The sequence below is a fragment of the Actinopolymorpha sp. B9G3 genome (genome assembly GCF_040120725.1).
Classification (GTDB): domain Bacteria; phylum Actinomycetota; class Actinomycetes; order Propionibacteriales; family Actinopolymorphaceae; genus Thermasporomyces.
This window is the reverse complement of record NZ_JBEEAB010000012.1, coordinates 140,721-161,633: the sequence shown is the minus strand read 5'-3', so window position 1 is coordinate 161,633 and position 20,913 is coordinate 140,721. Positions and strand designations below refer to the sequence as shown.

20 protein-coding genes are annotated in these 20,913 nt (G+C 69.7%); 10 read left to right on the top strand and 10 right to left on the bottom strand.

Features of this window, described 5'->3' with window-relative positions; all coding sequences use genetic code 11:
- Window positions 1-27 precede the first annotated feature (27 nt).
- On the bottom strand, window positions 28-2,211 hold the full coding sequence (locus tag ABNF93_RS21315) for a S9 family peptidase (protein WP_349329888.1): 2,184 nt from the start codon (window positions 2,209-2,211) through the stop codon (window positions 28-30).
- A gap of 113 nt (window positions 2,212-2,324) precedes the next feature.
- Between ABNF93_RS21315 and mshB the strand changes: the two genes are divergently transcribed.
- From mshB to ABNF93_RS21295, 4 genes are all read left to right on the top strand, one after another.
- The gene (gene mshB / locus ABNF93_RS21310) at window positions 2,325-3,218 is read left to right on the top strand and encodes an N-acetyl-1-D-myo-inositol-2-amino-2-deoxy-alpha-D-glucopyranoside deacetylase (protein ID WP_349329887.1); all 894 of its coding nucleotides are present in this window, start codon (window positions 2,325-2,327) and stop codon (window positions 3,216-3,218) included.
- Window positions 3,219-3,257: 39 nt separating this feature from the next.
- Window positions 3,258-3,668: a DUF6113 family protein gene (locus ABNF93_RS21305; RefSeq protein ID WP_349329886.1), complete on the top strand. Its 411-nt coding sequence runs from the start codon at window positions 3,258-3,260 to the stop codon at window positions 3,666-3,668.
- Entirely contained in the window at window positions 3,643-4,293 is a 651-nt protein-coding gene (locus ABNF93_RS21300) for a flavin reductase family protein (RefSeq protein ID WP_502877599.1), read from the top strand. Before ABNF93_RS21305 ends, ABNF93_RS21300 begins: the two co-directional genes overlap by 26 nt.
- Window positions 4,294-4,579: 286 nt before the next feature.
- A complete protein-coding gene (locus tag ABNF93_RS21295; RefSeq protein WP_349329885.1) occupies window positions 4,580-6,364 on the top strand; it encodes a VanW family protein in 1,785 nt (594 codons plus the stop codon).
- Window positions 6,365-6,426: 62 nt separating this feature from the next.
- Here ABNF93_RS21295 and ABNF93_RS21290 read toward each other — a convergent pair whose 3' ends face one another.
- Both ABNF93_RS21290 and ABNF93_RS21285 read right to left on the bottom strand, forming a co-directional pair.
- A complete protein-coding gene (locus tag ABNF93_RS21290; protein ID WP_349329884.1) occupies window positions 6,427-7,194 on the bottom strand; it encodes a GNAT family N-acetyltransferase in 768 nt (255 codons plus the stop codon).
- 41 nt (window positions 7,195-7,235) lie between these two features.
- Window positions 7,236-7,490, bottom strand: a complete 255-nt coding sequence (locus ABNF93_RS21285) for a putative acetyltransferase (protein ID WP_349329883.1) — start codon at window positions 7,488-7,490, stop codon at window positions 7,236-7,238.
- A gap of 77 nt (window positions 7,491-7,567) precedes the next feature.
- On the opposite strand from ABNF93_RS21285, the gene fdxA reads away from it, so the two are divergent.
- From fdxA to ABNF93_RS21270, 3 genes are all read left to right on the top strand, one after another.
- Window positions 7,568-7,894, top strand: a complete 327-nt coding sequence (gene fdxA, locus ABNF93_RS21280) for a ferredoxin (RefSeq protein WP_349329882.1) — start codon at window positions 7,568-7,570, stop codon at window positions 7,892-7,894.
- A 164-nt stretch (window positions 7,895-8,058) separates the two neighbouring features.
- Window positions 8,059-9,162 (top strand): succinyldiaminopimelate transaminase, encoded by a 1,104-nt coding sequence (gene dapC / locus ABNF93_RS21275; RefSeq protein WP_349329881.1) that lies wholly within the window; start codon window positions 8,059-8,061, stop codon window positions 9,160-9,162.
- A 59-nt stretch (window positions 9,163-9,221) separates the two neighbouring features.
- A complete protein-coding gene (locus ABNF93_RS21270) occupies window positions 9,222-10,511 on the top strand; it encodes a citrate synthase (protein WP_502877598.1) in 1,290 nt (429 codons plus the stop codon).
- A 355-nt stretch (window positions 10,512-10,866) separates the two neighbouring features.
- On the opposite strand, the gene ABNF93_RS21265 is transcribed toward ABNF93_RS21270, so the two are convergent.
- Complete coding sequence (locus ABNF93_RS21265) at window positions 10,867-11,883, bottom strand: VldE C-terminal domain-containing protein (RefSeq protein ID WP_349329880.1); 1,017 nt, start codon at window positions 11,881-11,883, stop codon at window positions 10,867-10,869.
- Between the two features lie 14 nt (window positions 11,884-11,897).
- On the bottom strand, window positions 11,898-12,839 hold the full coding sequence (gene dapD, locus ABNF93_RS21260) for a 2,3,4,5-tetrahydropyridine-2,6-dicarboxylate N-succinyltransferase (protein WP_349329879.1): 942 nt from the start codon (window positions 12,837-12,839) through the stop codon (window positions 11,898-11,900).
- Between the two features lie 222 nt (window positions 12,840-13,061).
- Between dapD and ABNF93_RS21255 the strand changes: the two genes are divergently transcribed.
- Window positions 13,062-14,051, top strand: a complete 990-nt coding sequence (locus tag ABNF93_RS21255) for an SDR family oxidoreductase (RefSeq protein ID WP_349329878.1) — start codon at window positions 13,062-13,064, stop codon at window positions 14,049-14,051.
- Window positions 14,052-14,111: 60 nt separating this feature from the next.
- On the opposite strand, the gene ABNF93_RS21250 is transcribed toward ABNF93_RS21255, so the two are convergent.
- Together ABNF93_RS21250 and ABNF93_RS21245 are read right to left on the bottom strand one after the other, a co-directional pair.
- The gene (locus ABNF93_RS21250; protein ID WP_349329877.1) at window positions 14,112-14,549 is read right to left on the bottom strand and encodes a VOC family protein; all 438 of its coding nucleotides are present in this window, start codon (window positions 14,547-14,549) and stop codon (window positions 14,112-14,114) included.
- Between the two features lie 47 nt (window positions 14,550-14,596).
- Window positions 14,597-15,052 carry a helix-turn-helix domain-containing protein gene (locus ABNF93_RS21245; protein ID WP_349329876.1) on the bottom strand — a complete coding sequence of 152 codons (456 nt, stop codon included), beginning with the start codon at window positions 15,050-15,052 and terminating at the stop codon, window positions 14,597-14,599.
- 91 nt (window positions 15,053-15,143) lie between these two features.
- Between ABNF93_RS21245 and dapE the strand changes: the two genes are divergently transcribed.
- Window positions 15,144-16,214, top strand: a complete 1,071-nt coding sequence (gene dapE, locus ABNF93_RS21240; protein WP_349329875.1) for a succinyl-diaminopimelate desuccinylase — start codon at window positions 15,144-15,146, stop codon at window positions 16,212-16,214.
- 252 nt (window positions 16,215-16,466) lie between these two features.
- On the opposite strand, the gene ABNF93_RS21235 is transcribed toward dapE, so the two are convergent.
- Together ABNF93_RS21235 and ABNF93_RS21230 are read right to left on the bottom strand one after the other, a co-directional pair.
- Window positions 16,467-17,654 carry a threonine synthase gene (locus ABNF93_RS21235; protein WP_349329874.1) on the bottom strand — a complete coding sequence of 396 codons (1,188 nt, stop codon included), beginning with the start codon at window positions 17,652-17,654 and terminating at the stop codon, window positions 16,467-16,469.
- Window positions 17,655-17,674: 20 nt separating this feature from the next.
- Window positions 17,675-18,946 carry an amidohydrolase gene (locus ABNF93_RS21230; RefSeq protein WP_349329873.1) on the bottom strand — a complete coding sequence of 424 codons (1,272 nt, stop codon included), beginning with the start codon at window positions 18,944-18,946 and terminating at the stop codon, window positions 17,675-17,677.
- A 174-nt stretch (window positions 18,947-19,120) separates the two neighbouring features.
- Here ABNF93_RS21230 and ABNF93_RS21225 point away from each other — a divergent pair, with 174 nt between their 5' ends.
- Window positions 19,121-20,017, top strand: coding sequence for an LOG family protein (locus tag ABNF93_RS21225; RefSeq protein ID WP_349329872.1), 897 nt, complete (start codon window positions 19,121-19,123; stop codon window positions 20,015-20,017).
- 33 nt (window positions 20,018-20,050) lie between these two features.
- Here ABNF93_RS21225 and folP read toward each other — a convergent pair whose 3' ends face one another.
- Window positions 20,051-20,911, bottom strand: a complete 861-nt coding sequence (gene folP / locus ABNF93_RS21220; RefSeq protein ID WP_349329871.1) for a dihydropteroate synthase — start codon at window positions 20,909-20,911, stop codon at window positions 20,051-20,053.
- Between the last annotated feature and the right edge of the window lie 2 nt (window positions 20,912-20,913).

The window sequence follows — 20,913 nt, the reverse complement described above, 5'->3', positions numbered from 1 at the left end:
TCAGCCAGGCGAGTATCTCCGGCGCCGCTACACGGCGACAGGCCCAGCGGTCTGTCCCACGTTGGCGAGGGCGTCGCGCAGGAACGCGAGCTCGAGCAGCAGGAGGTTCTCGGCCACGACCTCCTGCGGCGTCATGTGCGTGACGCCCGTCAACGGCAGCACGGTGTGCGGGCGTCCCGCCGCGAGCAACGCCGACGACAGCCGCAGCGTGTGCGCCGCGACGACGTTGTCGTCGGCGAGCCCGTGGATCAGCAGCAGGGGCCGACGCAGGGACGCCGCCGCGTCGAGGAGGCCGTTGCGGTCGTACACCTCCGGCTGCTCGTCAGGGTGGCCCAGATAGCGCTCCGTGTAACAGGTGTCGTACAACCGCCACTCCGTCACCGGCGCACCCGCGACCCCCGCGTGGAAGACGTCCGGCCGCGCGATCACCGCGAGCGCCGACAGGTAGCCGCCGTACGACCATCCCCGGATCGCGACCCGCCCGGGATCGACGTCGGACGGATAGCGCTTCGCCACCTCCGAGACGACCTCCACCTGGTCGTCGAGGGTGCTGGCGAAGTCGTTCAGCACAAGGCGTTCCCACGCGGGCCCGCGTCCGGGGGTGCCCCGCCCGTCGGCCACGACGACGCAGAACCCCTGGTCGGCGAGCCACTGGCTGGCGAGGAACGCCGCGCGGGCAGACCTGACCCGGAGCGCATGTGGCCCGCCGTACGGGTCGAGCAGCAGCGGCAGGCGCGCCGACCCGGGTACGTGGTCGCGGGGAAACAGGACGGCGGTCCGCAGCTGCCGTGGCCCCAACGCGAGGAGCGTGACCGCCGGGGCGAACGGCGGTCGTTCCTGCCGCGAACCGATCCGGCCGACCTCCTCGCCGCCGTTCTTCTTGCCGCCGACCTCCTCGTCGCCACGGAGGACCCGCACGAGGACGCCGTCGTGGTCCAGACCCTGTGAGGCCACCAGCGTGAGGCCGCCGGCGGTCCGTCCCGTGTGCACGCCAGGGTCGGTCGTGAGCGTGGTGACCCGCCCGTCGAGGCCGACCCACGCGACATGCTGCTCCATCGGTTCGGACGTCGCCGACACCAGGACGCCGTCCTCACCGATGTCGAGAACGGCACCCACCTGCAGACCTTCCGGCGTCACCGGAATGCCGTCGTAGGCCAACCGCCTGGTGTCCCCGTCGTCCACCGTGGTGACCAGGCGGCCGTCGGGCAGCCAGGCGGGTGTCCCGGGGATGAGGTCGATCCACGCCGGATCGGTGGCCTCGCGGACGAGCGAGGTCGCCCCGCTGGCCAGGTCGACGGCGAGCACGTGCGCCGTCCGCTGGTCGCGAGTGAGGACATGCAGGAGCGATCCACCGTACGACGTCCAGCTGACGTCGGCGAGGTACGGGAACGCCGCGCGGTCCCATGCCACCTCCTGCCGGGCCCCGTCGAGGTCGACCAGCCACAGGGTGACCTCGGCGTTCTGCGTACCCGCCGCCGGGTAGCGGACCGGGTTCGGCGCCTGGTCGGGACGGGCGGGGTTGGCGATGTGCCAGACCGGTACCGGCGCCTCGTCGTACCTCTCGACCAGCAGCGCGGAGCCGTCCGGTGCCCACCAGAAACCACGGGTGCGGTTCATCTCCTCGGCGGCGATGAACTCCGCGACGCCCCACGCCACCGTGTCGCTCGGCTCGGCGGGTACGAGCGCACGGTCGTGGTCGCCGTCGAGATCGACCAGCCGCAGACCACGGTTGGCGGCGTATGCGACACGTCTCCCGGCAGGGTCCGGCCGAGGGTCGACCACCGGCCCTTCCGCCGGAAGCTCCCGCACCTTGCCGCTAGCCAGGTCGGCAAGGAACAGCCGCGACGACAGCGCGAACGCCGCGACGCGGTGCTCGGCGTCGCAGGCGTAGCCGACGATGCCTCCCGCGGCCTCCCGGGTGCGTTCCCGCCGGGCACGCTCGGCGGGGGAGAGGTTCTCGGCGTCCGCGCTGAGCAACGCCGTCGGGTCGGCGATCCGACGTTCGGTGCGGTCGGCGACGTCGTAGCTCCACAGCTCGGTGCCACGGTCCGTCCCCGAAGGGGCGCGGAGGAAGACGACCCGACTGCCGTCAGGGGCGAGCGAGAACGTACGCGGTGCGCCCAGCGTGAACCGCAGCGTGCGCGCGGACAGGCGCGGGTACGAGACTTCGGCGGGGGGCTGCTGCCCGGTGTCCGGGTGGGATCTGCTCACGGGAGACGATCCTGGCATGCCCGCGGCGATGCCGCCTGTCCCGATGCCGCCGTCCGCCCCCGATGTGGCCTGTCCCGCTGAGACCTGTGGGTGGGAGTCCGTAGGGTTGGCTCATGGCTGCTGATCGCAGAGTGCTGCTCGTCCACGCCCATCCCGACGACGAGACGATCGGGAACGGCGCGACGATGGCCAGATACGTCGCTGAAGACGCCCGGGTCACCCTCGTCACCTGCACCCGCGGGGAGGAGGGCGAGGTCCTCGTCCCCGAGCTTGCCCATCTCGCCGCCGACCAGGACGACGGCCTGGGCGAACACCGCGAGAAGGAGATGGCCGACGCCATGGGCGCCCTCGGCGTCACCGACTACCGCTGGCTCGGTGGCGCTGGCCGCTACCGCGACTCCGGCATGGTCGGCACTCCCGCCAACGAACGCCCCGACTGCTTCTGGCGGGCAGACCTGCGTGAGGCCGCCGACCACCTGGTGCCGATCATCCGTGAGGTACGCCCGCAGGTGCTGGTGACCTACGACCAGTTCGGTGGCTACGGACACCCCGACCACATCCAGGCGCACCGGGTCGCGACCTACGCCCACGCGCTCGCCGGTGCGCCGTCCTACCGCCCCGACCTCGGCGAGGCGTGGGACGTGCCGAAGGTCTACTGGACGGCGATGCCGGAGTCGTTGTTCCGCGAGGGTCTGCGCCGGCTCCGGGCGAGTGGCGACGCGACGTCGTTCGAGGGCATGGACCCCGAAGGGGAGTTGCCGCCGTCGTTCGTTTCGGACGATCTGATCAGCGCACGCATCGACGGCACGGCGTACGTCGAGCAGAAGATGGCAGCGATGCGCGCCCACGCCACGCAGATCGCGGTCGACGGCCCGTTCTTCGCCCTGTCCAACAACCTCGGCAACCAGATCTGGGGCCTCGAGTGCTACCGCCTGGTCCGCGGCACCCCAGGTCAGGTCGACCCCGAAACCGGCGCGGAGACCGATCTGTTCGCCGGGGTGGCATGACCCGCCGGACGCACGCACACAGGTCGTAGCCCCGCCGTCGTGTCCGACTACGTACGCTCGCTCGGGACGGTCGGGCTCGGCGTCCTCGGTGCCCTCACCGGCGTCTGCGGGGCCGTGGTCTCCCGGATGGACGCCCGCGTGCTCGGTGTGCCGCTCCCTTACGGTCTGGTGCTCGCGATCGCCGCGGCGACCCTGCTGTTCTGGCAGGCCCGGAAGTTGCGCGGACTCGCCGGCGCGACCGCGGCGGCGCTCGGCTGGGGCGTACCGGTCGTCATCGGGTTGTGGCCGCGTCCGGAAGGCGACATCGTGTTCGCCGCCGACGGTTTCGGTCTCGGATACATCTGCCTCGGTGTGGTGGCCGCGGCGTGGAACGTGGGGCGGGCGCGTGACCACCACGAGGAGTCCCGTACGACGGGTATGGTCGATGGACGTGCTCGAAGGACTCGGTGAACCAGGGCCGCTGCAGGACTCGGCATCGCCCGACTGTGCGGATGCCCTCGACGCATCCTCGTCCGCGACCTGGCAACCGGTCGATGACGTGACCTACCGCCGCGCGCTCGCACGGTTCGCCAGCGGCGTGACCATCGTGACCACCCAGGTCGACGGGGTCGACCATGCGATGACCGCGAGCGCGTTCACGTCGGTCTCGCTGCGGCCCCCGCTGGTCCTCGTCTGTGTGGAGCGGGTGGCGCGATTCCACGAGGCGGTGCTCGCGAGCGGCCGGTGGGCTGTCTCCGTGCTCCCGGCCGATGCACACGACGTGGCCACCTGGCTTGCCATGCGTGGGCGTGCGCTTGACGGCCAGCTCGCGGGCATCGCCATCCGACGCGGCATCACCGGGGCCGCGTTGCTCGCCGACGCGATCGCCACGCTGGAGTGCCGTACGTGGGCGGTCCATGACGGCGGGGACCACTCCATCGTCGTGGGCGAGGTCGTCGCGGCCGAGCCGGTCAACGGCCTGGCCGATCTTCCCGCCGACCCGGCGGCCTGGGGTGGTCGGTCGCCGTCACCGGCTCCGCTCGTCTACTTCGCGGGCGGCTACCGCACCGTCACGGAGCCAGCGGTCCCCGAGTGACATCCTGGACATACACCGCAGGCTGGCTTGTACGCCGCAACCAGCGGAAACCCTCCGGCCTGACCGAAGCTGTCCGTAAGCACTGCGGCATGAACGGGTAGCGTCAGCGGTTGCGGATCCATATCAGCCCGACACCGATAGGGCTCGCTCCTTGCCGAACCCTTTACTCTTGGCGGACTGTCAGCGTCGGCGCCTAGTCTGTGTCCTCGATCTGGGCGGCGGCATCGCGAGCGATGGAAGCGGAGGCACCGTGTACGAGCCGGGGGGAACGGGACAGGCATTTGCCTTGCCACCTCCGCCTGAACGGCGCAGGGGCCGGATCATCGCGCTCGCCGTCGGCGGCGTCCTGATCGTGGTCCTCGGGGTCTACACCGTGATGGTCTTCAGCCTTGGTGACCGGGTACCCCGAGGCACGACCATCGCCGGTGTCCCGCTCGGTGGGCTCACCCGTGCCGCCGCCGAGGCCAGGTTGCGCGACCAGCTCGTCCCTCGGGCAGACCAGCCGATCAAGGTCACCGCCGCGGGCAAGTCGTACTCCCTGAAACCCGCCGACCTCGGGCTCGCCCTCGACGTCTCCGCGACGGCCGACGCGGCCTACCTCGCCAGGACGTTCAACCCGGTCCGGGTTGTGGACGCACTCGTCGGCGGTGAGGAGGCCGCGCCCGTCCTGGCCGTCGACCACGAACGCCTCGACAAGTCCATGGCGGCCCTCGCGCGCAAGGTCGACACGCCGGCGAAGGAAGGCCGCATCACGTTCGCCGGAGGTACGCCGAAGGCCAGCGAACCAGCGTCCGGCCATGAGCTCGACCAGTCAAGGGCGTCCGACACGCTCCAGCGGGAGTTCCTCCTCACCTCCGGACCGATCGAGCTGCAGACCGCCGACGTCACGCCGAGGGTGAGCGCGGGCGAGGTCAAGCGGGCGATGCGCGACTTCGCCAACCCCGCGATGGCCGCTCCGGTGACCGTGCAGGTCGGCGACGAGTCGTTCGAGGCGACACCGGCGGAGATCGGGACGTCGCTGCAGATGGTCCCCGGTGAGGGTGGGAAGCTGACGCCCAAGCTGGACGGCAAGGCGCTCACCAAAGCGCTCGGCGGCAAACTCACTGAGGTTCAGGTCAAGCCCAAGGACGCCACGATCGTGATCTCCGGCGGCCAGCCGACGATCCGACCGGGCAAGATCGGCCACACGGTTCCGCCGGACAAGCTCGCGGCTGCCGTGGTGCGTGCGTTGCCGAAGTCGGCCGACCAGCGCCTGGCGCGGGTCGAGACCGTGACGGCGCAACCGAAGCTCACCACGGCGATGGCGGAGAAGCTTGGCGTGAAGGAGGTCGTCGGCGAGTTCTCGACGCAGTACCCGCACGCCGACTACCGCAACATCAACATCGGCCGCGCGGCCGAGCTGATCAACGGCACGTTGATCAAGCCTGGTGAGACCTTCAGCCTCAACGGCATCGTCGGTGAACGCACCGAAGCCAACGGATTCGCCAAGGGCCTCGTCATCAAGGGCGGCCGGCTCCGTGAGGAACTCGGGGGCGGCGTCTCCCAGGTGGCGACCACGACATACAACGCGGCGTTCTTCGCCGGCATGGAGGATGTCGAGCACCGCCCGCACGGCTTCTACATCAGCCGTTACCCGGTCGGCCGTGAGGCGACGGTCTACTGGGGCTCGCTCGACCTCAAGTGGCGCAACAACACGCCCTACGGCGTCTACGTCCAGGCCTGGCGCAACCTCAGCAGTCCCAGCAGCTACGGCGGCGTGACGGTGCGGCTGTGGAGCACGAAGTACTGGACGGTGAAGTCCGAGACGTCCGACCGGTACAACATCAAGAAGGGCAAAGTGATCCACGACCCCAAGCCGGGCTGCGTCCCGCAGGAGACCGGGGTCGACGGGTTCGAGGTCGACGTACGCCGGTGGATCTACCGCGGCGACGAGCTGGTCGCGTCCGAACGCGACCACGTGAAGTACAACGCCGAGGACGAGATCATCTGTGGGCCCGAGCCCGAGGAGACACCACCGCCGGAGGCCGCGCCCGATCCGCCGGCGACCGCGACAGACGAAACCCAGGACTGAGCCGCCAAGGAGGTCCTCGGCCGAGGAGGGTCCTCAGCTGGCGGTGGTGCGCGGGCCCGCCATCAGCCGTCCATAGGTGAGTAGTAGCGGTAGTGGTGGTCGACGCCGAAGCCGAGTCGTTCGTACAACGCCTTGGCGGCCGTGTTGGACGAACCGACCTGGAGATAGACCCAGCTCGCGCCCAGGTCGCGACCCCAGCGGCCGATGCGCGCCATGATGGCTCGGGCCATCCCGCGCCGGCGACACGGCGGCGAGACCTCCACGGCCGCCACTCCGAGCCAGGGACCGGTGACAACACCGCGACCGATGCCGGCCAGCTCCGGCCGGCGGTCAGCGGTCACGGCATCGGGCGGTCGCGCGACCCGGGCGAGGGCGACGTTCTCCGGGCTCGCCAGCACGTGCCGCGCGGCCTCGAGCGTGGTCGTCCTGCCGTACAACCCGAGCCAACTCTCGTCGAGGGTCCTTCCGAGTTCGACGTCGGCGGCCGAGCTGTCGGCGGCTGAGATGTCGGAGAGTCGCGCCATCATCTCGTCGAGCCGGGCGACCTGCACTTCCGAGGTCGCGTACGCCTCCTTGCCGCTTGTCACGACGGCCCAGCCACGGCCGCGGAGCGCCTCTTCCATGCCGGAGCCGACCGCCACCTGGATCCGGGCGGGGAGGCCGGCTCGGGCGTAGAACCTCTCGACGAACGCCAGTGCATCTTCGAGCGGCAGCCCCGGATCACCATGCGGTACGACCGAGTTGGCACGCCCGGTGAACCCGTCAGCGGCCTGGAGCAGCCACCCACCGAGGCGTTCGGTGACCAGTGCCGGCCAGCCGTGTGCGGACACCAGGGCCAGGGACGTCCCGCTTTCTGGCTGAGTGACGGGAATCACGCGTCGGGCCCCGGCTGTCGCCTCGCACGCCGCGGAGGGGCGGGTGGGACCGGTTTGCCCGCGACCACATCCTCGTCAGCGATCTCGATCAGCTCGCCAGTCGAGCGTCGGATGAGGATTATCCCATTCGTCCAGGACTCCAGGACGCCGAGGACGTCGCCGTAGATCGGCCGCCCGCTCGCCGCGCTCTCAGCCGCCAGCCGCCGGCGTACGACGACGCGCCGACCGATGTCAGCCGGCGACAGTGCCATGGAATGGACCCCTTCGACCCGGGTGTTGAACCGTCCTGGCGATACTAGGAGGGTCAGCTCGAGACGAGGAGGAACCGGTGACCTACGTCATCGCGCAGCCGTGTGTGGACCTCAAGGACAGGGCCTGTGTGGACGAGTGCCCCGTCGACTGCATCTACGAGGGCTCGCGCATGCTCTACATCCACCCCGACGAATGTGTCGACTGCGGTGCGTGCGAGCCGGTCTGTCCCGTGGAGGCGATCTTCTACGAGGACGACGTTCCGGACCAGTGGAAGGACTACTACGCCGCGAACGTCGACTTCTTCGACGACCTCGGCTCGCCGGGGGGTGCCGCCAAGACCGGGGTCATCGAGAAGGACCACCCGCTCATCGCGGCTCTGCCACCGCAGATCACCGAGGAGTGACCGAGGCCATCTCCTCGTGATCATGTCGGTGATCATGAAGCCGAACGGACGCACAACACCGCGAGACGTTCATGATCATCGACATGATCACGGCCAGGTCGGCGGTCATGGTCGTGCACATGATCACCGACATGATCACCGAAGGCTGAGGCGAGAGGAACATCGTGCGAGGCCCGCTGCCGGACTTTCCCTGGGACAGACTGGACCCTGACAAGCAACGCGCGGCCGCCCATCCGGACGGGATCGTCGACCTGTCGGTCGGGACCCCGGTCGACCCCACCCCGGAGGTCGTCCGCGAGGCACTCTGCGCCGCCGCCGACGCCCCCGGGTACCCCACGACATACGGCATCCCTGCACTGCGGGAGGCCGCGGTCGGCTACCTCGACCGGCGCTTCGGGATCACCGGGCTCGAAGCTGCCGCCGTCCTTCCGACGATCGGCTCGAAGGAGTTCGTCGCCTGGCTGCCGAGCACCCTCGGACTCGGCGTGGGCGACGTCGTGGTGGTGCCGGAGACGGCCTATCCGACGTACGCCGTCGGCGGACAGCTCGCCGGCTGCACCGTCGTACCGGCGGACTCGACCATGGCGCTGGGGCCGGAGACGCCTGCCCTCGTGTGGTTGAACTCACCGTCCAACCCGACGGGCCGGATCCTGCCGGTCGAGCACCTCGCGAAGGTCGTCGCCTGGGCGCGCGAACGCGGTGTCACCGTGGTGTCCGACGAGTGCTACCTCGAGTTCGGCTGGGACGCCCGACCGGTCTCGGTCCTGCACCCGGACGTGTGCGGCGGCAGCCACCAGGGTCTGCTCGCCGTCCAGTCACTGTCCAAGAGGTCCAACCTCGCGGGCTACCGGGCCGGCTTCGTCGTCGGCGATCCCGTGCTCATCGATCGGCTTCTCGGCGTACGCAAGCACGCCGGGATGATGGTCCCGCGCCCTGTTCAACAGGCGATGGTCGCGGCCCTGGACGACGACGCCCATGTCGACGCCCAGCGGGAGCGCTACGCGGCGCGACGGGAGGTCCTCCGCCGGGCGTTCGAGGGAGCGAGGTTCCGGATCGACCACTCCGAGGGCTCGCTGTACCTCTGGGCCACCCGCGACGAACCCTGCTGGGACACCGTGCGTTGGTGTGCGGACAGAGGCATCCTGGTAACACCAGGTGACTTCTATGGTGCCGCGGGTGTCCGGCATGTCCGGGTAGCGTTCACCGCGACGGACGAACGGGTCGCCGCTGCCGCGACTCGGTTGGAGGCCACGCGAGATCCGGCGTGACCTTCGATGCCTTTGACGAATTGCCGAAACCCGCAACATGGGCTGGACGGAGGACGAGGGTGAGCGACGTACATTTCACGCTGGGGCACGGCGACGACCAGGTGGAGTTGCCCGTGGTCAAAGCGACCGAGGGTTCGTCCGGAATCGACATCTCCTCGCTCCTGCGAACCACCGGTCACGTGACGCTCGATCCGGGCTATGTCAACACCGGTGCGTGTACGTCGGCGATCACCTACATCGACGGTGACGCCGGCGTTCTGCGTTACCGGGGATATCCCATTGCCGAGCTTGCGGAGAAGAGCAACTTTCTCGAAGTGTCGTACCTCCTGATTTACGGCACCCTGCCCACTCAGGCACAGTACGAGGATTTCGCCGACAAAGTACGCCGGCACACTCTTCTCGACGAGGATCTCAAGCGGTTCTTCGACGGATTTCCTCGCGATGCCCATCCGATGCCGGTGCTGTCGTCGGCGGTCAACGCGCTGTCGACGTTCTATCAGGAAAGCCTCGCGCCGTTTGACCCGGAGCAGGTCGAGATCTCCACGGTCCGGTTGATGGCCAAGCTGCCCACGATCGCTGCGTACGCCTTCAAGAAGACGATGGGCCAGCCGTTTCTGTACCCCGACAACTCGCTCGGATACATCGAGAACTTCCTCCGTATGACCTTCGGCCTCCCGGCCGAGCCGTACCACCCGGACTCTGCGGTGGCCGAAGCGTTGGACCTGTTGTTCATCCTGCATGCCGACCATGAACAGAACTGCTCCACATCAACGGTCCGACTGGTCGGGTCGAGCCAGGCCAATCTTTTCGCCTCGGTTTCCGCCGGCATCAATGCACTTTCCGGCCCTCTGCACGGCGGCGCGAACGCCGCTGTGCTCGAGATGCTGGAATCCATCGCGGCCGAGGGTGGCGACGTCGGTCACTTTGTCGACCGCGTGAAGAACAAGGAACGCGGCGTCCGGTTGATGGGATTCGGGCACCGCGTCTACAAAAACTACGACCCGCGGGCCGCCATCATCAAGAAGACCGCAGACGATGTGCTCGCTCGGCTCGGCAAGTCCGACCAACTTCTCGACATCGCCAAGGAACTCGAGGAAGTCGCGTTGCACGACGACTACTTCGTCGAGCGAAAGCTCTACCCCAATGTCGACTTCTACACCGGCCTGATCTACCGCGCCATGGGCTTTCCGACCACGATGTTCACCGTGCTGTTCGCCATCGGCCGGTTGCCCGGCTGGATCGCCCAGTGGCGGGAGATGGTCAGCGATCCGGCGACCAAGATCGGTCGCCCGCGCCAGGTCTACATCGGCGAGCCCGAGCGCTCGTTCGTTCCGATCGACCAGCGCTGAGCATCCACGCGCTGGGCCTCGGCTGGGGTTGCGCGTCCGCCGACCTTCGGCAAACTCGGCAAATGACCACGCTGAGCATGCAGGGTGGGGGCCGGGCAGTGCTGGGCTCCGCCTGGGGTCGTGCGTCCGCCGACCTTCGGCAAACTCGGCAAATGACCACGCTGCCCATGCGTTCGAAATCCGGGACAGGTGTCGGTGCCTCGGCGGCAACCACAGGCATGGGTAGCGTGGTCATTTGCAGCGAGGTTCGCGGGGAAGGGCCGGCGAGGTTCGCGGGGAAGGGCCGGCGAGGTTCGCGGGGAAGGGCCGGCGAGGGCCTGGGACTCCGGGACGTGGAAGTCCACGGACGAGGCTGTTACCCGGTGGCGAGCACGATGCGGATCCGACCCGCGGGAGCCGACTGATCGGCCTGTCGCCACCCCTTGGTCGATTCCGCAGCCGACCAGGTGCGCTCGCCATAGGACACCGACACGATCCCGAACCGCTGGGAGTACGCCACCGCCCACTGGGCGACCGACCATCCGTACGACGGTGCCGTGTCACCGAGGGGGATGTCGACGGTTCCTTCCTCGTCGTCGCCAGAGCCAGGGCCGTCGCCGCCAGAGCCAGCGCCGTCGCCGCCAGAGCCAGCGCCGTCGCCGCCAGCGCCGGGATTCCTACCCCGACCATCCGTGCGCACCTCGTCTGGACCGGCCCCGTCGGCCGTCGTGCGGGACCGGCTGGCGACGTCTCCGGCCCGCGCGCTGTCCGGGCTGCTACCGAACGCCTTCGCCAACTCGCTGCGGAGGGCGTCCGGGTCGGCGGTGGTGGGTGCCTCCCGCAGCTCGCAGAAGAATGCGGCCGGCGTCTCGCCGGTCAGCGACGACGCGAGGGCCCGCGCACCCGGCTCGTGCTGGGCGTAGGCGCCACCGTCCGCGGAGTTCTGGACCAGTTGCGCCGCGTCGGCGATCTCCATCGCGTCATAGCCGTCGATCTTCGCCAACGCGGTGTAGAAGCGTGACGTCGCGTAGTAGGGGTCGAGGATCTCCTCGGGCGTCCCCCAGCCCTGGCTCGGCCGTTGCTGGAAGAGGCCTACCGAGTCGCGATCGCCGTAGTCGATGTTGCGTAGGCCGGACTCCTGGAACGCCGTCGCCAGGGCGATGGTCGCGGCCCGTGCCGGCATCCCACGCTGCACTGACAGAGCCGAGATCAGGGCGGCGTTCTCGGCCTCCTCGATGCTGAGCCGGGTGGTCCTGTCCAACACGCGGGCAGAGCAGCCGTCGACGAGCGGCTGCTCGAACAGCTTCTCCGACGCGATCTTGGCGCCGATGACCACCACAGCGCCGGCCGCCGCGAGTCCGAGGCAGACTCGGACAACCTTGCCCCCGCGCATCAGTCGTCCCGGAGTCAGTCGTTGGCGTGGAGGGCGGTGTTGAGCTCGACGCCGGTTCCACCGCGGGGGAGTGCCTCCAGGGCGCCGGAGAGGCTGTTGCGGCGGAACAGCAGGCCGGGCATGCCAGACAGCTCGAGCGCCTTGACGATCTCGCCGTCGGGGAGCCGGATCTTCGAGCCAGCCGTGATGTAGCAGCCCGCCTCGACCACGCAGTCGTCGCCGAGCGAGATCATGATGCCGGCGTTGGCACCGACCAGGCAGCGCTTGCCGATCGAGACGACCTGGGTGTTCCCGCCCGAGAGGGTGCCCATGATCGAGGCGCCGCCACCGATGTCCGAGCCGTCCTCGACGATCACGCCGGCCGAGATCCGGCCCTCCACCATGGAGGAGCCGAGCGTGCCGGCGTTGAAGTTGACGAAGCCTTCATGCATGACCGTCGTGCCCTCGGCGAGGTGTGCCCCGAGCCGTACCCGGTCGGCGTCGGCGATGCGTACCCCGGCCGGTACGACATAGTCGACCATTCGCGGGAACTTGTCGATCCCGTAGACGGTCACCGCCCGGCCAGCCGCCCGCAGCCGCCGGCGGGTCTGCTCGAAGGCGTCGACGTCACAAGGTCCCTCGCTGGTCCAGACGACGTTGGCGAGGACACCGAAGATCCCCTCGACGTTGGCATCGCGCGGGCGGACCAGCCGGTGCGAGAGCAGGTGCAGTCGCAGGTAGGCGTCCGGCGCGTCGGCCGGCGGGTGGTCGAGCGACGCGAGGACGGTACGTACGACAGTGGTGCGTACTCTCCGCAGTTCGTCGTCCCCTTCGAGCGCGACGAGCTCGGCCGGAGGTTGGTCGTCCTCGGGTCCCGGTGGTCCCAGCGCGGGCGTCGGGTACCAGGTGTCGAGGATCCTGCCGGCGTACGTCGAGGTGGCGACTCCGAAGCCCCAGGCACCAGGTGTGTCGGTCATGGCATTCAGCCTGCCAGAGCGCGGGCTCGGCCTGCGCGCGGGTCCGCAAAGTTCGCCCACGGTGGCCGGGGATGCGCCGGAGCGAAAGTTTCCGGCCGGGTTGGGTCGTCCAGGGTGTGAATCGTCGCCCGCCGGACCCGCCGGGCAGTGGCAAGATGTCGTGCGGACTGCGGTTTCCGACCGTTTGCCTGCCGGCTTTCTCACCAGGGGAGCAACCAGCACATGACGTCGCTCAAGGTCTTGTTCATCGGTGGCACGGGCATCATCAGCTCCGCCTGCGGCGCCAGAGCCGTCGCGACCGGGATCGACCTCACGATCCTCAATCGCGGCACGACAACGCACCGCGCGGTGCCCGAGGGCGCCGAGGTGATCCAGGGCGACATCCGTGACCCCGAGTCCGCGCGGTCGGCGCTCGGAGACCGGGAGTTCGACGTCGTGGTCGACTTCGTGGCCTTCACACCCGACCAGGTGCAGGGCGACATCGACCTGTTCTCCGGGCGGACGGGCCAGTACGTCTTCATCAGCTCGGCGTCGGCCTACCAGACGCCGCCAGGGAGGCTGCCCATCGTCGAGTCCACGCCGCTGCGCAACCCCCACTGGCAGTACTCCCGCAACAAGATCGCCTGCGAGGACCTGCTCATGTCGGCGTACCGCGAGCGCGGGTTCCCGGCCACCGTCGTCCGCCCTTCGCACACCTACGACCGGACAGCCATTCCGACGATGGGGCACTGGACCGACATCCACCGGATGCGTCAGGGCCAGGGCGTCGTGGTGCACGGCGACGGCACCTCACTCTGGGCGATCACGCACCACACCGACTTCGCCAAGGCGTTCGTCGGCCTGCTCGGCCACCCGAAGGCCGTCGGCGACAGCTTCCACATCACGACCGACGAGATCACGACGTGGAACGAGATCTACGACGCGCTCGCGGCCGCGGCCGGAGTCGAGGCGAACCTCGTCCACGTCGCGTCGGACACGATCGTGGCGGCCGAACCCAACCTCGAGGGTGCGCTGCTGGGCGACAAGGCGCACTCGGTGATCTTCGACAACTCCAAGGTCAAGGCCCTCGTGCCGGACTATGTGGCGACCATTCCGTTCGCCGCCGGTGCCAGGGAGATCGTCGACTGGTACGACGCACACCCCGAGCGTCAGACGGTGAACGACGATATGAACGCGTTGTTCGACAAGCTGGTCGCCGCCGCGGCTGGGTGAGCACCTGGGGACCGGGATCCACCCGGTCCCACAGCGTTGCGGCCTACCAGGCCGGCAGGCTCACGACTGGGCCGGCGGCTCGATCGGTTCCGGCGCAAGCTGGACGATCCGGAAGTGGTTGCCGAACGGGTCGCGTCCGCCGCAGTCGATGCCGTAGAAGTGCTCGGTCGGCTCCTGGGTGAACTCCACGCCGCGCGATTTCAGTACTTCGTAAGTCTTGCGGCAGTCGTCGGTCGTGAGACCGAAGGTGAAGCCGGTCGCCCCCTTGGTGACGAGGTCGCGGATCTGCTCCGCCGAAGCCTCGTCGATCGAGGGCGGGCCCGGCTTCTCCAGCAGGATCTGGCGGTCCGGATCTCCCGGGACGCGGACGGTCAGCCATCGCATGACGCCGAGATCCATGTCCGCGGCGACCTCGAGGCCCAGCTTGTTGACGTAGAAGTCGTACGCCTCGTCCTGGTCGAGGACAAAGACGTGCGAGATGTTGATGTTGTTGTACATGGTGGTTCTCCTGGGTGTTTGGACGTGGGAACGGTTCGGTCACGACGCTAGTCAGCGGCGGAAGCGGGAGCTTCTCCGAAACTGCTCTTCACGGCCGGCGCCAACTCCATCGGGCCGCTCGGTCGTGTCCAGGACATCACGAAACAGCTGGGGACCGCGGTGCGGTCGATGCGCCGTCGATACCCCGACGGCGACTCGCCCACGATGTCGCGGAAGGTTCTACTGAACGTGCCGAGGCTCGTGAAGCCGACCTCGAGGCAGATGTCGGTGACGCTGCGGTCACTCTCGCGGAGCAGGAACATCGACCGCTCCACCCGCCTCCGCTGGAGGTACCGGTGTGGCGTCTCGCCGAACGTCGCCCGGAATGTCCGGATGAAGTGCGACTCGGAGACGTGGGCGATCCGGGCGAGAGCTGGGACGTCGAGGGGCTCTGCGTACGCACGGTCCATCGCGTCGCGGGCGCGCAGCAGTAGGCGATTGGACCGCTCCACGGCTCTGCTCACGAGGTCATCACACCACGCATCACCATGGCATCACCGACGAGGATGTACGCGGCAGAGTCCGCCTCGCCGCGCCGGGTGGCAGACTGCCCGCATGCCTTCGCAGGATCAACTCGATCTCGGCTCGGACGTCGCCTCGCTCACGGAGTCCCTCGTCGACTGCGAGTCGGTGAGCGGAAACGAGCGGGCGCTGGCCGACCGGGTCGAGGCTGCGCTGCGGCCCCTGTCGCATCTGTCGACGACGCGGCGCGGCAACACCATCGTGGCGCGAACCGAGCAGGGCCGCGCCGAGCGCGTGGTCGTGGCGGGACACCTCGACACCGTGCCGGAGGCGGGCAACCTGCCGTCGCGCCGGGTCGGCACCCGCATCTACGGGCTCGGGGCGTGCGACATGAAGGGCGGCGTGGCGGTGGCGCTCCGCCTCGCTGCCGCGGTCGCCGAACCTGTCCGCGACGTGACGTACGTCTTCTACGACTGCGAGGAGGTCGAGGCCGAGAAGAACGGGCTCGGCCAGCTGGCCCGGCACTCGCCCGCCGTGCTGGCCGCGGACTTCGCCGTCCTCATGGAACCGTCGAGCGCCCAGGTCGAGGGCGGGTGCCAGGGCACTCTGCGGGCCGACATCGTCCTGCGTGGCAAGCGGGCGCACAGCGCACGGGCGTGGATGGGCGCGAACGCGATCCACGCCGCCGGCGAGGTGCTGGCCCGGCTGGCGTCCTACCAGGCGCGCGAGGTCCCGATCGACGATCTCGTCTATCGCGAAGGGCTCCACGCCGTCGGCGTCACCGGCGGTGTCGCGGGCAACGTGATCCCGGACGAGTGCCGGGTCACCGTCAACTACCGCTTCGCGCCGGACCGGTCGGAGGACGAGGCGTTCGCGCACGTGCGCGAGGTGTTCGGCGACCACGCCGTCGAACTTCGCGACAGCGCACCGGGGGCATTGCCAGGGCTGGATCGCCCGGCAGCGGCCGACTTCGTTGCGGCGGTGAAGGCCGAGCCGCGGCCGAAGTTCGGCTGGACCGACGTCGCCCGCTTCGCCGAGCTGGGCGTGCCGGCGGTCAACTACGGCCCGGGCGAGTCACAGCTGGCCCACACCAAGGACGAGTACGTCGAGATCGCGGAGCTGCACCAGTGCGAGGAACGCCTCACCGCCTGGCTCACGGCCTGACCTTCTCGCGCTCCCAGCCCAAACCCCCAGCCCAAACCCCCAGCCCGAAACCCCAGCCCAAACCCCCAGCCCAAACCCCCAGCCCAAACCCCCAGCCCGGCTCCCCGTGATCATGATCGTGATCATGAAAGATCTGCAGGCCCATACGCCGCTTTCCTTTCATGATCATGAACGAGCCTCGGGGCCCGCTGAACGAGCCTTGCGGTGCCCGATGGGCGCGGCTCGCGGGGCGCGCGGCGGCGGGGGCGCGGGTCAGGACGCCTCGGGGAGCGGGACGGTCGAGGGGTACTTCAGACCCGTACCGGTGTTGAGCACCACGACCTCATCACCTGCGGCGATCCAGCCGGCCGCCCTGAGCTGGCGTACGGCCTCGAACGCCGCCGCACCCTCCGGGCACACGAACGCACCCTCCAGCTCCGCCACCCGGCGCTGCGCGGCGAGCAGGTCCGCGTCCGACACCGCGACCGCGCACCCTCCCGTCTCTCGTACCGCCCGCAGGATGAGGAAGTCCCCGAGCGCCTTCGGCACCGTGATCCCGAACGCCACCGTCCGAGCGTCCGGCCAGGGCTCGCTCTCCGCCGCGCCTCGTTCGTACGCCGACACGATCGGCGCGCAACCCTCCGCCTGCACCGCCACGAGCCGCGGTAGCGACCCGGACACCCAGCCCAGCGACAGCAGCTCGCGCAGCGCCTTCCAGATCCCGATCAGCCCGACACCGCCGCCGGTGGGGTAGAGGATCACGTCGGGCATCCGCCAACCGAGCTGTTCGGCGATCTCGAGGCCCATCGTCTTCTTGCCCTCGATCCGGTACGGCTCGCGCAGGGTCGACACGTCGAAGTAGCCGTCCCGTTCGGCCAGCGCCGTGCGTACGACGGCAGCAGCGTCACCGATCAGCCCGTCGACGAGGACCAGTTCCGCTCCCACGACGGCGCACTCACGGCGGCAGATCTCCGGTGCGTCGTACGGCATCGCGATCAGGCTCTGCATTCCTCCCCGCGCCGCGTAGGTCGCCCACGCCGACCCGGCGTTGCCGTTGGTGGGCATCGCGATCTTCTTCACGCCCAGCTCGCGCGCCCGTGACACCCCGACCGCGGCACCGCGCGCCTTGAACGAACCCGTGGGCACCAGTCCCTCGTCCTTCATGAGCAACCGGTCAACACCGACCTCCCGCCCGTACGAAGCAAGCGGCACGAGCGGCGTCATCCCCTCGCCGAGCGACATGACCTGCGACTCCGCGCGTACCGGCAGCAGCTCGTGATAGCGCCACAGCGACGGTGCCCGGCCGGCGATCTCGTCGCGGGACATCCCGCTGCCGACCTCGGCCAGGTCGTAGTCGACGAGCAGAGGCGAACCGCACGTACAGACGTTCGTCACCTGGTCGGCGTCGTGGTGCTGGTCGCAACGTGGGCAGGACAGGTGGGAGAGAGCCGAGAAGCGCATGGTGATCGATGATGGCACGTTCACGCCGTTCGGCCGTTCGCTGTCCCGCGGAGCAGTGCCTCGAGCACGTCCACGGCCACGGGGATGGACGCCTCGTCGATGTCGAACGACGGATGGTGGTGTGGCGCACGGTTGCCACCGCCGACGAGCATGTACGTCGCGAGCCCGCCGGCCCCCTGCACCTCACGGGCGAACAGGCTCGCGTCGTCGCTCCCGCCGAGGGGCCGCAGGGCGACGGCGCGCTCGTCGCCGTACTTCTCCGCGGCGATCGCCACGATGGCGTCGACCAGCTGGCGGTCGCAGGTCATCGTGGTCGACCCGCCGGTGCGTTCGATCACGACGGTCAGGTCGTGCATGGCGGCCGCTCCACGCAGGACCGCCTCCACGCGGGCGGTCAGTGCGTCACAGATGTCGGCGTCGGTCGAGCGCGCTTCCAGCGTCATCTCCGCGTACGACGGAACGATGTTGACGTTGTCCCCGCCGTGCAGGGTGCCGACGTTGAGCCGGGTGTCGGCGGCGGCGTACCTCGGCAGGGCCATCACGTTGAGCAGGGCGCTCGCGGCGCCGACGAGCGCGTTGCGGCCCTGCTCCGGGGCGCCGGAGGCGTGCGCGGCCTCGCCCCGGTACACCGCTCGGAGCTTGTGGGTGGCGAGGAGGCCTTCGCAGCCGCCAGCGACCAGACCGCTCGGCAGTCCCAACCCGAGGTGGACCGCGACGAACCGGTCGATGCCATCGGCCGCACCCGCCGCGATCATCGCTGCCGCACCGCGCCCGCCCTCCTCGGCCGGCTGGAAGAGGATCCGTACCCGGCCGGGGAAGTCGTGGTCGGACAGCCGGGCGGCGAGGGCGAGTCCGATCGCGGTGTGACCGTCGTGGCCGCAGGCGTGCATGAACCCGTCCTGGCAGGCGAATCCCAGCGCGGTCGGACGATGGTCCTCGTCGGTCGCCTCGGCCAGGGGCAGGGCGTCCATGTCGCAGCGCACGCCCCAGGTCGGCCCCGGACGGTTACCGGCGATCTCGGCGATGACGGCGGTGCCTTCGCCAGCCGCGCAGGCGGCGAGGTCGGGATCGGCGCCGGACTCGACCGCGCGCCCACGTATCCGCTCCCGGGTCATCGCGTCCGGGTAGCGGGCCACGCCATCGGTCCGCATGGCCTCTGTGCCGCGCCGTACTTCGATCCCGAGGCCCCTCAGCCGCGCGACCACGATGCTGGACGTACGAATCTCCAGAAATGCCGGCTCTGCGTGGCGGTGGAAGTCGCGACGCAGCCGGATGATCTCGTCCGGGTCCACGTCACCCCACCGTAGTCGGGCTCGGGCGCGCCATGATGCCGTCGCCGGGTCCGGTAGACCTTCGCCTCGAGTCAGCCGCCGCCGGGCCGGTAGCGCTCGGCGGCGCTCGGCGGCGGTGGGCCCGGATCGAGCATCGACCGTGCGGTGTGGCGCTGGGCATCTACCATTCGAAGGATGTCCCACCAGCAGAACGTCCCGGCCGAGCACGGTGAGCAGCCGAGGAACCACGCCCGCGCCGACAGCCCGGTCGAGCAGCGGGGGCGGATCGTGACGCGCCGCGGCCAGGTGTCTCGGTCAGCCGACGCGAGCACGACGGACCAGCGACTCCTCGACAGCCGTGGTTCCGGTGACTGGGTGCACACCGACCCGTGGCGGGTGATGCGGATCCAGTCCGAGTTCGTCGAGGGCTTCGGGATGCTCGCCGAGCTCGGGCCGGCGATCAGCGTGTTCGGCAGCGCGCGCACGGCGCGGACCGACCCCGACTACGCCACCGCCGAACGCCTCGGCAGCGCACTGGCCCACGCCGGTTACGCCGTCATCACCGGCGGTGGTCCGGGCGTCATGGAGGCCGCGAACAAGGGCGCGAGCGAAGCGGGCGGGATCTCCGTCGGACTCGGCATCGAGCTGCCGTACGAGCAGGGCATGAACCACTGGGTCGATGTCGGGCTCAACTTCCGGTACTTCTTCGCGCGCAAGACGATGTTCGTGAAGTACGCCCAGGGTTTCGTGGTGCTCCCCGGCGGCTTCGGCACCTTCGACGAACTCTTCGAGGCGCTCACCCTGGTCCAGACCCGGAAGGTGACGCGCTTCCCCGTCGTACTGATCGGCACGGCGTACTGGTCCGGTCTGCTGGCCTGGCTGCGCGACACCGCGGTGGCCGGGGGCAAGATCAAGCCGCACGACGTCGACATGCTGTTCGTGACCGATGACGTCGACGAGGCCGTAAGCCGCATCCATGCCGTCGAGTCCGAGGCCGCCGGTTCCTCGGAGGTGCCGGACATGGTTTCCGGCGGCGTAGTTTCGGGCGACCTGGTTTCCGGCAACGGCCGGCCCGTGGGTCCGGAGGGCTGAGCCGCGGTCGGGCGTGGCGGGCCGGCGCGCCGGTCAGAGGCCGCGCCGGGGGGCCGCGGGTGGTCGCGTACCCCGGATCGAGGCCACCATGTCCAGCACCTGCCGGGTCTCGCGTACGTCATGCGCCCTGAACACCCGCGCACCCAGCCACGCCGACACCGCGGTGGCGGCCAGTGTGCCCGCCAGCCGCCGCTCCACCGGGAGATCCAACGTCTCGCCCACGAAGTCCTTCCGGGACAGGGCCACCAGCACCGGCCAGCCCGTACGCACGAGTTCGTCGAGTCGCCGGGTGATCTCGAGGGAGTGCGCGGTCGTCTTGCCGAAGTCGTGGGTGGGGTCGATCAGGATGGCGTCCCGTCGTACGCCGACAGCCAGGGCGTGCTCGGCCAGCCCACCCACGCGGGCCAGTACGTCGGTCACGACGTCGTCGTAGGCCGGCCGGCGCGGGTCCGTTCGCGGTGGCAGACCGCCGGTGTGTGAGCAGACGATCCCGACGTCGTACTCCGCCGCGACCTCGGCGAGGGCCGGATCCGCCCCGGACCAGGTGTCGTTGATCAGGTCCGCCCCTGCCGCGCAGAGCTCCCGGGCGACTGGTGCCCGCCAGGTGTCGACGCTCAGGACGAGGTCGGGCCAGCGGGAGCGGACTTCGGCGACGAAGGGGACGGTACGCCGGAGTTCCTCGGCGACGCTCACCTCCGTGCCTTCACCCGCCTTGACGCCGCCGATGTCCACGATCGCCGCGCCCTCGGCGACGACCTGGGCCACCCGGTCGAACGCCGGACCGTCGGAATAGGTCGCTCCACGGTCGTAGAAGGAGTCCGGCGTACGGTTGACGATCGCCATGACCGCATGCTCGTCCGGCCCGAACGCCCGGCTCCCCAGCCGCAGCCACATCT

Excerpts from the sequence above, each read along its gene's own strand:
- mshB (WP_349329887.1), top strand. The coding sequence starts at position 2,325 with ATGGCTGCTGATCGCAGAGTGCTGCTCGTCCACGCCCATCCCGACGAC.
- ABNF93_RS21300 (WP_502877599.1), top strand. The coding sequence starts at position 3,643 with ATGGACGTGCTCGAAGGACTCGGTGAACCAGGGCCGCTGCAGGACTCG.
- ABNF93_RS21285 (WP_349329883.1), bottom strand. The coding sequence starts at position 7,490 with ATGGCACTGTCGCCGGCTGACATCGGTCGGCGCGTCGTCGTACGCCGG.
- ABNF93_RS21265 (WP_349329880.1), bottom strand. The coding sequence starts at position 11,883 with ATGCGCGGGGGCAAGGTTGTCCGAGTCTGCCTCGGACTCGCGGCGGCC.
- dapD (WP_349329879.1), bottom strand. The coding sequence starts at position 12,839 with ATGACCGACACACCTGGTGCCTGGGGCTTCGGAGTCGCCACCTCGACG.
- ABNF93_RS21255 (WP_349329878.1), top strand. The coding sequence starts at position 13,062 with ATGACGTCGCTCAAGGTCTTGTTCATCGGTGGCACGGGCATCATCAGC.
- ABNF93_RS21250 (WP_349329877.1), bottom strand. The coding sequence starts at position 14,549 with ATGTACAACAACATCAACATCTCGCACGTCTTTGTCCTCGACCAGGAC.
- dapE (WP_349329875.1), top strand. The coding sequence starts at position 15,144 with ATGCCTTCGCAGGATCAACTCGATCTCGGCTCGGACGTCGCCTCGCTC.
- ABNF93_RS21235 (WP_349329874.1), bottom strand. The coding sequence starts at position 17,654 with ATGCGCTTCTCGGCTCTCTCCCACCTGTCCTGCCCACGTTGCGACCAG.
- ABNF93_RS21225 (WP_349329872.1), top strand. The coding sequence starts at position 19,121 with ATGTCCCACCAGCAGAACGTCCCGGCCGAGCACGGTGAGCAGCCGAGG.
- folP (WP_349329871.1), bottom strand. The coding sequence starts at position 20,911 with ATGTGGCTGCGGCTGGGGAGCCGGGCGTTCGGGCCGGACGAGCATGCG.